The sequence below is a fragment of the Kitasatospora sp. NPDC127121 genome (genome assembly GCF_042677305.1).
Lineage (GTDB): Bacteria > Actinomycetota > Actinomycetes > Streptomycetales > Streptomycetaceae > Kitasatospora.
Genome location: NZ_JBHXTQ010000046.1, coordinates 14,583 through 28,074 on the forward strand (window position 1 = coordinate 14,583; position 13,492 = coordinate 28,074).

Genomic DNA, 13,492 nt, shown 5'->3' on the forward strand with positions numbered 1-13,492 from the left:
CCATGCCCACCCACACCTTCGTCCTCAACGGGCACCCCGTCACCGTCGAGGCCCCGGACGACATGCCGCTGCTCTGGGTGCTGCGCGACAAGCTCGGCGTCACCGGCCCCAAGTACGGCTGCGGGGTGGGCGTCTGCCGCGCCTGCACCAGCCACCTGGACGGCGAGGAGTTCCAGCCCTGCACCCGCTCCGTCAAGGACTGCGAGGGCCACAGCGTCACCACCATCGAAGGCCTGGCCGACGGCGACACCCTGCACCCCGTCCAGGAGGCCTGGCTCGGCTGCGACGTCGCCCAGTGCGGCTTCTGCCAGCCGGGCCAGATCATGACCGCCGTCGCCCTGCTGCGCCGCACCCCGAACCCGACCGACGCGGACATCGACCAGATCCAGAACATCTGCCGCTGCGGCAGCTACCCGCGCATCCGCGAGGCCATCAAGCAGGCGGCGGCCCGGCAGACCTCCGGCTGACGGCACGCCACCCCGCCCTGGGCACGGGCGGGGTGGACGGGGTCAGCGGGTCGTCAGCACGCCCGCAGGCCGTTGTGGAAGTACCAGTTGCCGTCGGCGTACGCGCCGTAGACGTAGGACGTCGGGATGAAGGTGCCGTTCGTGCCACCCACCTGGTACCAGACGTTGCCCTGGCTGTTGATGTCCTCGCCCCGGGTCCAGCACTGGATGTAGATCTCGTCCGACGACCACGAGTACGACCCCAGGTCGCCGGCGGTCTTGGACGCCCAGGAGTACGGCTGCGAGTAGACGCCCACGCCGTGGCCGCTCGCGTGGTAGCGGAGCGCGTACCAGCCGTCGGCGAACGCGCTGCCCGCCGAGACGCCCACCGCGCCGGCGGCCACCGCCACCACGGCCGCCGCGGTCGCACCACGGCGGCCGATCTTCTTGAGGATGCCCTTGGTCATCTCAATTCCCCTTTTCGGTCGGACCGTTGCGCCGCCCCGATGGCCGCGGCGACTGGGACAGCTGACCCGACATCCCACCGTGTTCGGTACCGCCTGACGGAAACTGACAACAGCTGACACCGGCCGCCGCCCGCGCCGAACACCCCGTCCACCCAACCGGAGTCCGTCGATCACGTAACGCCGCGGTCACGCGTCACTATGATCCGTACGCGACAAGCAACACCGGTCGCCGCTGGATCTGACATCTGACAACAGGGGGACGCCATGGCGGAGCAGGAGTCGCAACCCGCGGAGAGAGACCCGGCGCCGAGCGCGGCGGAGGCCCTCGCCGCCGAGCTGCGCCGGTTGCGCCTGGAGGCGGGCCAGCCCTCGTTCCGCACGATGGCGAAGACCGCCGGCTCCATCTCCCACACCACGCTCTACGAGGCGGCCTCCGGCTCGCGCCTCCCGTCCTGGACCACGACCAGGGCCTACGTCCGGGCCTGCGGCGGCGACGAGGCCGAGTGGCACCGCCGGTGGACCGCCGCCGCCGACGAGGGGTCGGCCCCACCAGCCCTACCGGCCCCACCGGCCCCACCGGTCGAGCCCTCGGGACCGCCGGTCCCCGCGAACACCACGGCCGACACCAGGGCCGACAGCACGGCTGCCTCCGTCGCCGCCGAGCCCCCGGCCGGACCGGGCCGGGGCCGCCGCCCGATCTGGACCCACGCGTTCTGCCTGCTCCTCGGCGTGGCGCTCGGCGTCGGCAGCACGCTCGCCGTGGTCGGCTTCCGCACGCCGGACGCCCCACCCCCGTCCGCGCACGGCTGCCCGTCCGGGGACACCGAGTCCGCACCCGCCGAGGCGGCCGCCCGCCCCGCGCCGGGCCCGCGGCCGGCGGCGGCGCGCACGGCCACCGACGACAGCGCACCGTCCTGGGCCTCCCGGGTCGCCTTCGACCAGCAGGCCGTCTCCAGTACCGAGGTCGTCCTTCCGGTGCTCTCCCCCGTCACCCCGGGTGACGCCCTGGTGGTCACGATGATGCTGACCAGCACCTGTCCCGGGGCGGTCACGGTCACCGACAGCCGGGGCGACCGCTTCCGGATCGTCGGGGACGTCACCGACTCCCTCCGGCACCGGGTGCTGCTCCTCGCGGCCTTCGGGGCGGCCGCGCTGACCGCGGAGGACTCGATCCGCGTCGCCCACCCGCGGGCGAGCAAGTACCACGTCGCCGTCGACGAGTTCCGCGGCGTCTCCGCCGTCCGGGCCGTCGGCCGCGCCTCCGGTGACGCCGGCGGGACGACCTTCTCCACCGCGGCCAACGCCGCCGCCTGCGCGCCGGGCGACCTCCTGGTGAGCACGGTCGGCAGCAACAGCGGCAGCGCCCCCGAATTCGGCACCAGCTGGACCAGCCTGCCCGCTCTGCGGCTCTCCTCCTACCGCCTCACCACCGCCCACCGGATCGCGACGGATCCGGACCACTGCGCCGCCACCGGCCAGACCACCTCGCAGTGGGGCGCCGTCCTCGCCGTCCTGCGCTGAGCGTCCACACCGCTCCACCACCCCTGGCCCGACCGGTCCAGACCATTTAGGCTGACCGCACCTCAACCACCCCACCACCGAGGGATACTGGATGATCAGGCGCCGTTCACTGCTGGCACTCGCGGGCCTGGGCGGCGCCGCAGCCCTGCTGCCCGCCGGGCCCGCCCAGGCAGCTCAGGCCGCCCGGCCGCGCACCATCGACCTGCCCGCCCCCACCACCGGCCGCCCGGTCGGCACGACCACCCTGCACCTGGTCGACCACGACCGCCCGGACCCGTTCGTGCCCGCCGCCGGCCCGCGCGAGCTGATGGTGCAGCTCTGGTACCCGGCCCGCGCCACCGCCGGCCGCCCCCGCGCGCCGTACACCACGCCTCGGGTCGCCGCCGCCATCGATCAGCGCCTGCCGCTGGATCCGGGCACCATCGCGGCCGTCCGCCCCACCGCCCGCACCGACGCACCCGCGCTCCCCGGCCCGCTCCCCCTGCTGCTGCTCGGCCACGGCCGCACCGGATTGCGCAGCAACTGCACGGCGCTGGCCGAGGAGTTGGCCGCCCACGGCTACCTCGTCGCGTCGGTCGACCACACCTACGACGCCCTCGCCGTCGAGTTCCCGGACGGCCGGGTGGTGCGCACCGTGCTGGAGGACGAGCCGGCCGACTGGGAGGCCGCCGAGCGCCGCGAGATCGCCGCCCGGGTCGCCGACCTCCGCTTCGTCACCACCGAACTGACCGAGCGCCAGGACCGTTTCCGCGTCGACGGGGGCCGGATCGGCGTGCTCGGCCACTCGATGGGCGGCTCGGCGGCCGCCGAGGCGATGCGCCAGGACGAGCGGTTCCGGATCGGCCTCAACCTGGACGGCGGCCTGTTCGGCTCGCCCGTTCCCGACCTCGGCCTGGACCGGCCCCTCCTCCTGCTCACCTCGCTCGCCGACCACGAGACCTGGCAGCGCTGGCGCAGCCACCAGCACGCCTGGGGGCGGCAGTTGCGCACCCTCGGCGCCGGCCACCTCAGCTTCACCGACCTGCCGCACGCCGCCCTCCCCGGCAATCTGCCGGGCCACCTCCCCGCCGACACCTACGCCGCGCTGCTCGGCACCATCGCCCCGGCCCGGGCGACCGCTCTCACCCGCGCCTACACCCGGGCGTTCGCCGACCACTTCCTCCGCGGCCGCCCCGCGCCCCTCCTCGACGGCCCGTCACCGCGCTTCCCGGAGGTCGAACTCTGCTGGAGCCGCGACTGACGCCCGACCGGGGCCGCGTCCTCGGGCGTCAGGCCCGCCGGGTCGCCCGCAGCGAGTTGCCGTCCCGCCGCACCCGGAGGAAGAGCACCGTCAGAGCCACGACGGTGAGCGCCACCAGGATCCCGGTCTCGACGAGCTGGATCGGCACGAAGTGCCCGACGGGGTGGTACTCGATCCAGTTGCTCGTGGCACCTTCGCAGCCCCTCGTCCGGTCGCCGTCCCAGCAGAACTGGTCCGAGGCCCACCGGCCGTCCTGGAGCACGACCCCGCGGTCGACCAGCCACGCGTTGGTGGGCTGCCCGAAGTAGACGCCGCGCGGGACCATCTCCTTGACCGACGGGTAGAAGGAGGCGCGGCCCCACCGGAGCAGGCCGTGGACGACCGCCACCAGGACGCCGGTGACCAGGACCGAGGCCACCGTGCGCCGCAGCAGCTGCCCGACCAGCAGGCCCAGCGCCAGCGCGAACAGCGACCAGGCGACCGGCACCACCCCGAGGACGGGGTAGGTGAGGCCCTGGAACGGCGGATCGAAGGCGAACGGGCTGTGCGCGATGTCCGCGTTCCACACCCACGTCGCCAGGACGGCGAGCACCCCACCGGCGGCCAGCACCGCCAGCCCGGGCAGGGCGATCCGCGCGGTGAGCCAGCGCAGCGGGCTGACGGACTGGGTCCAGGCGAGGCGAACGGTTCCGCGCTCGTACTCCTGGGCGAGCATCGGTGCGCCGAGGAACATGCCGATCAGCAGGGGGACGGCGACCAGGGCCGGCTGGAGCCACGTGGTGTACAGGTAGGCGCGGCGGGTGATGGGCGAGACCATGCCCTGGCAGCCGGCGTTGGACCAGCTGGCCCCGTCGGAGCACCCGGCCCGGCGCAGATCCGCCATCAGCGGCTGGACGGAGAAGTGCAGCCAGAGCAGGGTGGCCGACGCGGTGACGACCAAGGCGGCGATCGCCCACAGCGCGGTGCGGCTCTGGCGCCAGCTCAGCCAGAGCAGGCCGCCCGGGCGGGGCGCGGTCCGCGGCTCGCGCGGTGGCGCCTCGGTGGTGGCGCGGTCGGCCAGGACGTTGGTGCTCATGCGGCGATCCCGTTCTCGGTCGTCTGGGCCTGCGGGCCCGGTCCGGTGGCGGCCCGGGCGGTGCCGGCCGGGGTCCGGAGGTAGCCGAGCAGCAGCTCCTCCAGGCTCGGCCGGCCGCTCTCCCACGGGCCGTCCACCGGATCGCCGGTGCTGACCAGCGCGTCGATCCGGCGGCCGGTGGAGCGCTGCTCGACCAGGACGTCCTCGGGGAGCGCGCTGCCGGCCGGGCCGGTGAGCAATTGGTGTCCGTCCAGCAGGTCCTCCACGTCGCCGCAGAGCCGGATCCGCCCGGACTGCACCAGCAGCAGGTAGTCGATGACGCCGTCCAGCTCGGGGATGATGTGCGAGGAGACCACGATGGTGGTGCCGCGCTCGGCGGCCTCGGCCATCAGGGTGCCCATCAGCTGGTGCCGGGCGAGCGGGTCGAGGTCGGACATCGGCTCGTCGAGCAGCAGCAGGTCGGGGCGCTTGCCGAGGGCGAGCGCCAGGGCGACCCGGGTGCGCTGGCCGCCGGAGAGCGAGCCGATCTTCGCCCTCATCCTCAACTCGCCCTGGTCGATCACCTGTTGGGCGAGGTCCTGGTCCCAGGACGGGTTCAGTTCCCGGCCGAGCCGCAGGGTCTCGGCCACCGTGAAGCCGGGGTAGAGCGGCTTGTCCTGGGCCACGTACGCGACCCGGGCGCGCAGGTCCTCGGTGGTGGCGGGCTCACCGAACACCCGCAGCTCGCCCTCGGTGGGGGTGAGCAGCCGGGCGGCGATGCCCAGCAGGGTGCTCTTGCCCGCACCGTTGGGGCCGGCCACCCCGCAGATCCGCCCGGCCGGGACGGCGAACGTGCAGTCGCGCAGCGCCCACTCGCCCCGGTAGCGCTTGCCCAGGCCGTCGGCCGCGAGCGCCGCCGGTACCGCCGATGCCGGCGGTGTGTTCATCGGGTCGTTCACCCGGTCCCCCCACTGTCCTCTAACTCGGTGTTTCCGGGGAGACCCCGGTGTCGAATCGCTGCTCCAGGACGGAGGCCATCAGCGCGGCGATGTCCTCACGCTCCAGTCCGACCTCGCGGGCCCGGTCCACCCAGCCGACCAGGTCCGCGCGCAGCGGCCCGTCGGCGGCCGCCTCCGGCCGGGCGAGCGAGCGCCGGACGAAGGTGCCGAGCCCCGGCCGGGGCTCGACCAGGCCCTCGCGTTCCAGTTCGCGGTAGGCCTTCAGCACGGTGTTGGGGTTGATCGCGGTCAGCTCGACGACCTCCCGCGCGGTCGGCAGCTTGTCCCCGGGCTGGAGCAGCCCGAGCCGCAAGGCCTGCTTGGTCTGCTGAACGATCTGCTGGTAGGTGGAGACGCCGCTGCGCCGCTCGATGCGGTACTCGATCACACGCGATTCGACCTTTCACTAGTCCAATAGTGGAATAGTGACCCACTGCGGCGCCCGGGTCAAGCCAGGCCTGGGGGTGCCGGGCGATACGGACGATCAGGGCCGCTGCAGCAACAGGAGGGAGTCCTGGTCGGCGACCCGCCGGTAGCCGCGCCGCTCGTACTCGACCAGCATCCGGGCGGTGTCGGCGGTCGCGCACGGGGCCTGCACGCTCGGGTCCGTCCGGTCCACGACCACCCACTCGGGCCCCGGCCCGGCCGGCGCCTGGCAGACCAGGGTGACGGCGGCCCGGCCGGTCAGCTGCGCGGCGAGGCGGTTGGAGGCGGCGACGGTCGCGCCGTCGGGTATCGAGCCGAGCAGCGCCCGGGTGTACGCGAGCCGGGGCGGGGTGCGCCACGCCTCGGGCATCACCACCTCGTGCAGCGGATAGACCGGCACCGTCACGGCCGCCACCAGGGCGCTGACGGCGAGCGCGCGCCGCGCCCGGCGCGGGTCGGTGCGGGTGAGGGCGTCCACCAGGGCGGCGAGCACCAGCGGCATCAGCACCGCGCTGTAGTGGTAACTGACGCCCCAGTAGTGCGGGTTGGCCGAGAGCAGCCGCCAGCCCAGGGTGGGCACGCAGAGCAGGACCAGCGGCGAGCGCAGCCCGAGGAAGCCCGCGGTCGCGGCGAGCAGGAAGAGCAGCAGCCACTTGATCGGGGGCCAGCCGATCCGGGCCGCCAGCGACCAGGGCGAGGGCTGCCCGCCGCCGTCCAGCTGCTGCCAGTAGTCGAACCCGCCGTGCGGGTTGAACGAGGGCAGCACCACCGTCACGGTGAGCACGGTGGCCGCGACCCCGACGCCCGCGAGCACGAGCCCCGGCAGCGGGCCGCGCCGGCCCCGGCGGGCCTGCCAGGCGATCAGCAGGCCGAAGGCGGCCACGGTCAGGCCGAGGTCCTCCTTGACCAGCAGCAGCGGCAGCGACCACAGCGCCGCGGCCAGGTGGCGGCGCCGGCCGAGCGCGGTGGCCGCGAAGGCCAACAGCGGTACGGCAAAGGCGATTTCGTGGAAATCGTCACTGACGGCCCGGACGATCCCCCAGGACGCCCCGGTCGCGCATCCGATCACCAGCGCGACCCGCGGCCCGCCCGCCTCGTACGCCCACCGGGTGAGCGGCACGACCGCCAGCGCCATCAGCAGCGCCTGGGCGACCAGCAGGGCGACGGCCCCCGGGAACAACCGGTAGACCGGGGCGAGCACGGCGATCAGCGGGTGGAAGTGGTCCCCGAGCAGGTGGTAACCGGGCCCCTTGAGCGGCACGATCGGCGCCTGCCCGTGCGCGTACGCGCGGATGGCCTGCTCGAAGATGCCCAGGTCGTAGGCCTTGCTCAGGCCGCGCCGGTAGCGGTTGACGGCGACGCAGGTGTAGAGCGCGGCGAACCCCGCGGCCAGGCCCCAGGCCAGGACGGCGGGTCGACGCGGCGGGCGGAACAGGCGCATCGGCAAAGTACCCTTTCACTATTCGATTAGTGGAAGGGTGGTGGAAGGGCACACCGTCGTCAACCCCGGTCCGGCCGCGCCGACCGGGCCTCTGACCTGCCCGGATGCGGTCCGCTAGGCGGGTGAGGTGGAGCCAGTGGAGCCCGTGCAGCCCGTGGAGCCCGCCGGCTCAGTGGAGCTCAGGGCCGCACGGCCTCCGGGTCGCGACCGAAGAAGCCGGCGAGCCGGTCGTACGGCGGGGCGTCCTCCGGCACAGCGACCTCGGGGCCGAAGGCGTGCTGATCCTCCTCGGCGCCGCGGTACCCGGGCGTGAGGGCGCCGCGGGCCCAGGCCAGGGCGGCGAGGGCCACCTCATGGTCCAGCCCCTCGGTGGACTGGTCGGTGGCATGGGCCAAGTCCCAGTCGTGGACGGCGAATTCGGCGATCTGCTGGTCCACCGGGAAGCGGGCCGGCAGGGCGCCGACGCCGGGGACCTCCAGCGTGCCGGTGAGGTCGCCCGCCTCCCGCCAGGCGTCGACCAGCTCCTCGGCGCCGGCCTCGAAGGCGTGCAGCCAGTTCTCCTCCACCCGCTCGAAGGGCTGCGACCAGTCCGGCTGCCCGCCCCCGGCCCGGACGGTGAACTGCCGCAGGTCGAACAGCAGATGGCTGACCAGGTCGCCGACGTCCCAGGAGCGGCAGGCCGTCGGGTGCCCGGCCAGCTCGACGCCGACGCCGTCGATCAGCCCGGCGGTCTGCGCGAGGGCCCGGGCGAGCAGGTCGATCGGGTCTTCCGCTGCGGTCATGGCACACCTCTCGGTCGGGAGCGCGTCGCCGGCGTGGCCGGGTCCGGTCGGGGGCACCACTCGGACCGGGCGATCGTAAACGCGTCCGTCGACGACCGCCCGCCACGACACCGGCCCGGTGGTCGCACCACCGGGCCGGTCTCCGCACAACGACGTGCTGCGAGCCGTCAGGCTCCGAACCGTCAGGCCCGAACCGTCAGGCCGCGAACCCGCCGTCCACCGCGAGCTCCGCGCCCGTGACGTACCGCCCCTCCTCGCCCGCCAGGTAGGCGACGGCGGCGGCGATGTCCGCGCCCGCGCCGAAGCGGCCGAGTGCGGTCAGGCTGCTCTGGAACTCGGCGGCCTCACCGTCCGCCGGGTTCATGTCGGTGTCGATCGGGCCGGGGTGGACCACGTTGGCGGTGATCCCGCGCGGGCCGAGCTCCCTGGCCAGCGCCTTGGTCAGGCCGATCATCGCCGCCTTGCTGAGCGAGTAGATGGTGGCGCCGGGGAAGGCGACCCGCTTGGCGATGCAGCTGCCGATGGTGACGATCCGCCCGCCGTCGGCCAGGTGCGCGGAGGCGGCCTGGGCGAACAGGAACGGCGCCCGGACGTTCACCTCCAGGACCCGGTCCACGTCGTCGAGCGCCAGGTCACCGATCGGGCCGAGGACACCGACGCCCGCGTTGTTCACCAGGATGTCCAGCCGCCCGAACCGCTCCGCGACCGCCGCGACCACGGCCTGCACCGCCTGCGGGTCGGCGCTGTCCGCGCGGACCGCCCAGCCGCGGCGCCCCATCGCGGTGATCTTCGCCGCGACCTCCTCGGCCCGCTCGGCCCCGCCCTGGTAGGTCAGGGCGACGTCGGCACCGTCCTCGGCCAGCCGCAGCGCGACCGCCGCCCCGATCCCCCGGCTGCCGCCGGTCACCAGGGCCACCTTGCCGTCGAGCTTCGCCGCACCGTTCATCGTCATATCTCCAGAACTCCTCATTCGGATGTGATCCGACTCGTTCCGATCAGAACCCCCGGTTCCGATCTCGGACATGACTCGATCCTGGGCCTCGGCGCCGGAAACCTCCGGCGGTATTCAGACGTCGCGTTCAACCTTCAACTATCTCCCGAAGCGCCTGCGTGCACACCCTCACGCCCGCTCGCACGCTCCATCCCTCGCACCCGATCCCGGAAACGCGCCCGATCCCGGAAACACGCCCGGCCCCGGAAACGCGCCGGACCGAGCGGCCGGGCCCGGGGTGGGGCGGCCGCTCGGCGCGGGTGCGAGGAGGTGTCAGACGGTCAGGGTCTGGCCCGGGAAGATGAGATCCGGGTCGCCGCCGATGGTGCGGGCGTTCTTGTCGTACAGGTTGCCGGTGTCGGTGCCGAACTTGGCCGCGATCCCGCTCAGCGTGTCACCGCTCCTGACGGTGTAGCCGCCACCGGAGGTGTTCTTCTCCGAGGACGGCGCCGACTGCGCCGGCTTGGCCGACTGCTGCGGCTTCGACGTCTCCTGCTGCTTCGGCGCCGGCTTGCTCTTCGGCGCCTGCTGGGCCTGCGGCGCCTGGGTCTTGGGCGTCTGAGCCTTGGGCGTCTGGGCCTTGGGCGCCGGCTTGGCGGCCGGCTTCGAGGGTGCGGTGTCGGTGGTGTCGACGGCGGCCGGGGCGCCGCCCTTGCTCAGGCCCGCCTTGGCCGAGCAGACCGGCCACGCGCCGGGCCCCTGCGAGGCGAGGACCTTCTCGGCGACCGTGATCTGCTGCGCCTTGCTCGCCTGGTGGGCCTGGGGGGCGTAGGCGGTGCCGCCGTACGCCCTCCAGGTGCTGGGGGTGAACTGCAGTCCGCCGGAGAAGCCGTTTCCGTTGCTGATGCTCCAGTTGCCGCCGCTCTCGCACTGGGCGACGGAGTCCCAGCTGGAGGTGGGCGCGGCGGAGGCCGAGGTGGCCGTGACGAGGCCGGCCACCGGCAGGGCCGCGACAGCGGCGCCCGCGACGACCGCCATCCGCACGCGGTTGCGCTTGGTGGCGGTGGTGTCGGTGGCAGCGGCGGTCTCGTGACGGGAAGTCATATAAGTCCTCTCGGCAAGCCCCGGGCGGGCAGGCGGAACCAGACCCATGACGGGCCGATAGTCACGCTCACCTCGCTCGACGGGCGGCCGGACACGTCTGGGACGTGCCGTGCCGCCCCGGCCACCTCCACTCGCCGACGACCTGTTCGAGCTGGTCGCGTCGGCGGGCACGGCCCTCGCGCCGGGGGTCAGGTCGGCGGGCCGTGCGTCGGGGTGAACCCGGGTGGTGCTCGTTGCACCGCCAATGAAGCTACGGGCCACCTCGGGGTGCAGCAAGCAATTCTTGGTCTCCGCAGGTCAGTTGACTGTTACCGGCGGTATTGATCAAGGTGCCGTGCCCAGTTCGACCGGGTTTGACCGCATTTTCAAGATCAACTGATCAACTTTCACGCCCCCCTTCACCTCTGTCCACCTGTGAGCCCGAGCACACCATCCACCCACCGCGACTACGAGTTGACGCACCGTCACCGGCGAAGCCGGAGTTCCCCGTTCCGACGGGCCATCAGGTGGCATCCGCCACACCCGACACGCTCCGCGACCGGTCGGACGCGCTCAGTCCCGGGCGCCGAGCTCCGCGTCCCGCGCCAACAGCGCCGCCTGCACCCGGTTCTCACAGCCCAACTTGGCCAGGATCCGGCTGACGTACGTCTTCACCGTCGCCTCGCTCATGTGGATCCGCGCCCCCGCGTCCGCGTTGGACAGACCCTCGCCGAGCAGGGCCAGCACCTCCAGCTCGCGCGGCGTCAGCACCTCCAGCCGGCGCCGGGCCTCCGCGCTGCGGGCGGCCGCCGAACCGCTGCGCCCGGAGGCCAGCGAGTCGACGATGTGCCGGGTGGCGGCCGGGGACAGGAAGGCGTAGCCGCCGGCCGCCGCGCGCACCGCCTGGATCAGCTCGTGCGGCGCCGTGTCCTTGAGCAGGAATCCGGCGCCGCCCTCGGTCACGGCGCGCAGGACGTTCTCGCGCTCCCCGAAGGTGGTGAGGATCAGCGCCCGCGCGCCGGGCGCGACCCTCGGCAGCTCCCCGAGCGCCGTCAGCCCGTCCATCACCGGCATCTGGATGTCCAGCAGCACCACGTCCACCCGGTGCGCCCGGGCCAGCTCCAGCGCCTCCCGCCCGTCGGCGGCCTCGGCGACCACCTCGATGTCGGCGGCAGAGCCCAGGATCATCCTGATCCCGGCGCGGATGAGCGGCTCGTCGTCGGCGACGAGGACTCGGATCACGGCTGGTCATTCCCCTCGAACGGTGCTGCGGCAGGAACACCATCCTCACATCCGGCCGAACCCCGCGTCCCACCCGGTCAGGACGGTCAGAGCAGTCAGCCCGGTCAGGGCAGTCAGAGCGGTCAGAGCGGTCAGAGCGGTCACGGCGGTCAGGACTTCGTGAGGTAGTGCTCCTTCTCCACCAGCAGCCCGTCCTTGAAGCAGAACCGCATCACGTTGTCCTGGCCCCAGGCGTCGCTGAGGTCACCGGACAGGTACCAGCGGCAGTGCGCGCCCTCCGGGGGCTTGGGCCCGCTGCCCTGGTAGTCGTCGGTGAAGAAGGTGTTCCCCGGCGGCAGCCGGTGCAGCACGTCGGCCTCCGGCGTGCCGACCTCCAGCCCGTCGTACACCGACTTCGGCACCGTCGCGTCGCCGGTGCCCTGGACGAAGGCCACCACGCCCCAGATCAGCAGCCCCAGCACGGTCAGGCCGACCGCCCCCACCCCGACCGCGCAGCCGATCGCCGGACTGCGCCGCCCGTCCTCCGCCCCGACGACCGGCGGCAGGCCGTCCAGCACCCAGTCGTCGACTCCGGCGATCGCCGCGGCCCCGTCGCCCGCGCCCTCCGCCCCCTCGTACGGCAGCACGCCGGCCAGCCGGAACCCCTGATCCGGCGTCGGCCCGGCGTGCACCATGCCGCCGACCAGCCGGGCCCGCTCGCGCAGGCCGGTCAGCCCCTGGCCGCCGCTGACCGCCGGGCCCGCGCCGGCGCGCACGCCCACCGGCTCCGGCGTGCACGGATTGACCACCTCCACCACCAGCGCGTCCGGCTCGTACCGGAGCGCGACGGTGATCGGCGCGCCGGGGGCGTGCTTGTGCGCGTTGGTGAGCGCCTCCTGCACCATCCGGTACGCCGCGTGGGCCACCGCGGCGGCCAGCGGGCGCGGCTCGCCCTCCCGGGAGAAGGAGACCAGCGCCCCGGCCGCCCGAGAGGAGTCGACCAGCCCCTCGATCCCGTCCACCCCGCCCCGGGCCGGTGCCGCGGCCGTCGCCGGCCGCACCACCGTCGACTCGTCGTGCAGGACGCCGACCACCTCGCGCAGCTCGCGCATCGCCGCGACCGCCGCCTGCCGCAGCACCCCGACCGCCTCGCGCTGCCGGTCGTTGAGCGTACGGTCCACCTCCAGCGCGCCGGAGTGCACGGAGATCAGCGCGAGCTGGTGGCCCAGGCTGTCGTGCATGTCCTGGGCGATCCGGTGCCGCTCGCGCAGCCGGGCCTGGTGCACCACCATGACCCGCTCGCGCACCAGCTGGTCGTTGCGCTCGCGCAGCGCGTCCAGCAGGGCACGGCGCTGCGCCCGGTAGCGGCCCCACAGCGCGGGCAGCACGGCGACCAGCAGGAAGCCGCCGAGTGAGAGCCCGACGATCAGCTTGGGCGAGGCCGAGCCGGCGTCCTTCAGCACCCCGGTCACCATGAACAGCACCCAGCTCAGCACGAAGGTGCCGACCAGCGCGGTGACCCGGCGCAGCCTCGCCCCGGCCGACCAGCCCGCGCAGACCAGCAGCGGCATCGGGCCGACGGCCCAGCCGGCCGCGGCCGAGGTGAGCACCAGCACGGTCGCCGGGAAGGCCGGCCGCAGCACCCACAGCAGCGCGACCCCCAGCCCCACCAGGACCGGGTGGCCGACACCGGAGGCCACCTCCAGCAGGACCGCGACCCCGCCCATCAGCAGGGCCAGCGCGCCCTGGCCCACCACCCGCCGGGGCGGCCAGGGCCCGGGAAACGCCGTCCGTACCGCCTTCTTCCAGGCCCGCGCCATCGCATCCACCCGTCGAGGCTATCGGGCCGCGCCACCCGTCCGCCGCCACCGTTCGTCGCCCC

13 protein-coding genes are annotated in these 13,492 nt (G+C 73.9%); 3 read left to right on the forward strand and 10 right to left on the reverse strand.

What is annotated here, in order from left to right; genetic code table 11:
• Positions 1-2 precede the first annotated feature (2 nt).
• Positions 3-467, forward strand: coding sequence for a (2Fe-2S)-binding protein (locus tag ACFVHI_RS22415; protein WP_380341982.1), 465 nt, complete (start codon positions 3-5; stop codon positions 465-467).
• A 53-nt stretch (positions 468-520) separates the two neighbouring features.
• Here the strand turns inward: ACFVHI_RS22415 and ACFVHI_RS22420 are convergent, their stop codons facing one another.
• The gene (locus ACFVHI_RS22420) at positions 521-913 is read right to left on the reverse strand and encodes a hypothetical protein (protein ID WP_380341985.1); all 393 of its coding nucleotides are present in this window, start codon (positions 911-913) and stop codon (positions 521-523) included.
• Between the two features lie 264 nt (positions 914-1,177).
• Between ACFVHI_RS22420 and ACFVHI_RS22425 the strand changes: the two genes are divergently transcribed.
• Complete coding sequence (locus tag ACFVHI_RS22425; RefSeq protein ID WP_380341988.1) at positions 1,178-2,434, forward strand: helix-turn-helix domain-containing protein; 1,257 nt, start codon at positions 1,178-1,180, stop codon at positions 2,432-2,434.
• A 91-nt stretch (positions 2,435-2,525) separates the two neighbouring features.
• Positions 2,526-3,674 carry an alpha/beta hydrolase gene (locus ACFVHI_RS22430; protein WP_380341991.1) on the forward strand — a complete coding sequence of 383 codons (1,149 nt, stop codon included), beginning with the start codon at positions 2,526-2,528 and terminating at the stop codon, positions 3,672-3,674.
• 28 nt (positions 3,675-3,702) lie between these two features.
• Here the strand turns inward: ACFVHI_RS22430 and ACFVHI_RS22435 are convergent, their stop codons facing one another.
• The 9 genes from ACFVHI_RS22435 to ACFVHI_RS22475 form a co-directional block, all read right to left on the reverse strand.
• On the reverse strand, positions 3,703-4,749 hold the full coding sequence (locus ACFVHI_RS22435) for a hypothetical protein (RefSeq protein WP_380341994.1): 1,047 nt from the start codon (positions 4,747-4,749) through the stop codon (positions 3,703-3,705).
• Positions 4,746-5,675, reverse strand: a complete 930-nt coding sequence (locus ACFVHI_RS22440) for an ABC transporter ATP-binding protein (protein WP_380341996.1) — start codon at positions 5,673-5,675, stop codon at positions 4,746-4,748. Before ACFVHI_RS22440 ends, ACFVHI_RS22435 begins: the two co-directional genes overlap by 4 nt.
• A gap of 31 nt (positions 5,676-5,706) precedes the next feature.
• Positions 5,707-6,114 carry a GntR family transcriptional regulator gene (locus ACFVHI_RS22445; protein WP_063350485.1) on the reverse strand — a complete coding sequence of 136 codons (408 nt, stop codon included), beginning with the start codon at positions 6,112-6,114 and terminating at the stop codon, positions 5,707-5,709.
• Between the two features lie 96 nt (positions 6,115-6,210).
• On the reverse strand, positions 6,211-7,593 hold the full coding sequence (locus ACFVHI_RS22450; RefSeq protein ID WP_380341999.1) for a DUF2079 domain-containing protein: 1,383 nt from the start codon (positions 7,591-7,593) through the stop codon (positions 6,211-6,213).
• A 179-nt stretch (positions 7,594-7,772) separates the two neighbouring features.
• On the reverse strand, positions 7,773-8,375 hold the full coding sequence (locus ACFVHI_RS22455; RefSeq protein WP_380342002.1) for a TIGR03086 family metal-binding protein: 603 nt from the start codon (positions 8,373-8,375) through the stop codon (positions 7,773-7,775).
• A gap of 196 nt (positions 8,376-8,571) precedes the next feature.
• Entirely contained in the window at positions 8,572-9,327 is a 756-nt protein-coding gene (locus ACFVHI_RS22460) for an SDR family oxidoreductase (RefSeq protein WP_063350482.1), read from the reverse strand.
• A 312-nt stretch (positions 9,328-9,639) separates the two neighbouring features.
• Positions 9,640-10,410, reverse strand: a complete 771-nt coding sequence (locus tag ACFVHI_RS22465) for a transglycosylase family protein (RefSeq protein ID WP_063350481.1) — start codon at positions 10,408-10,410, stop codon at positions 9,640-9,642.
• A 552-nt stretch (positions 10,411-10,962) separates the two neighbouring features.
• Complete coding sequence (locus tag ACFVHI_RS22470) at positions 10,963-11,631, reverse strand: response regulator transcription factor (RefSeq protein WP_063350480.1); 669 nt, start codon at positions 11,629-11,631, stop codon at positions 10,963-10,965.
• 149 nt (positions 11,632-11,780) lie between these two features.
• A complete protein-coding gene (locus ACFVHI_RS22475; RefSeq protein WP_380342057.1) occupies positions 11,781-13,430 on the reverse strand; it encodes a sensor histidine kinase in 1,650 nt (549 codons plus the stop codon).
• Positions 13,431-13,492 lie beyond the last annotated feature (62 nt).

Excerpts from the sequence above, each read along its gene's own strand:
- ACFVHI_RS22435 (WP_380341994.1), bottom strand. The coding sequence starts at position 4,749 with ATGAGCACCAACGTCCTGGCCGACCGCGCCACCACCGAGGCGCCACCG.
- ACFVHI_RS22430 (WP_380341991.1), top strand. The coding sequence starts at position 2,526 with ATGATCAGGCGCCGTTCACTGCTGGCACTCGCGGGCCTGGGCGGCGCC.
- ACFVHI_RS22475 (WP_380342057.1), bottom strand. The coding sequence starts at position 13,430 with ATGGCGCGGGCCTGGAAGAAGGCGGTACGGACGGCGTTTCCCGGGCCC.
- ACFVHI_RS22420 (WP_380341985.1), bottom strand. The coding sequence starts at position 913 with ATGACCAAGGGCATCCTCAAGAAGATCGGCCGCCGTGGTGCGACCGCG.
- ACFVHI_RS22425 (WP_380341988.1), top strand. The coding sequence starts at position 1,178 with ATGGCGGAGCAGGAGTCGCAACCCGCGGAGAGAGACCCGGCGCCGAGC.
- ACFVHI_RS22455 (WP_380342002.1), bottom strand. The coding sequence starts at position 8,375 with ATGACCGCAGCGGAAGACCCGATCGACCTGCTCGCCCGGGCCCTCGCG.
- ACFVHI_RS22465 (WP_063350481.1), bottom strand. The coding sequence starts at position 10,410 with ATGACTTCCCGTCACGAGACCGCCGCTGCCACCGACACCACCGCCACC.
- ACFVHI_RS22460 (WP_063350482.1), bottom strand. The coding sequence starts at position 9,327 with ATGACGATGAACGGTGCGGCGAAGCTCGACGGCAAGGTGGCCCTGGTG.
- ACFVHI_RS22450 (WP_380341999.1), bottom strand. The coding sequence starts at position 7,593 with ATGCGCCTGTTCCGCCCGCCGCGTCGACCCGCCGTCCTGGCCTGGGGC.
- ACFVHI_RS22415 (WP_380341982.1), top strand. The coding sequence starts at position 3 with ATGCCCACCCACACCTTCGTCCTCAACGGGCACCCCGTCACCGTCGAG.
- ACFVHI_RS22440 (WP_380341996.1), bottom strand. The coding sequence starts at position 5,675 with ATGAACACACCGCCGGCATCGGCGGTACCGGCGGCGCTCGCGGCCGAC.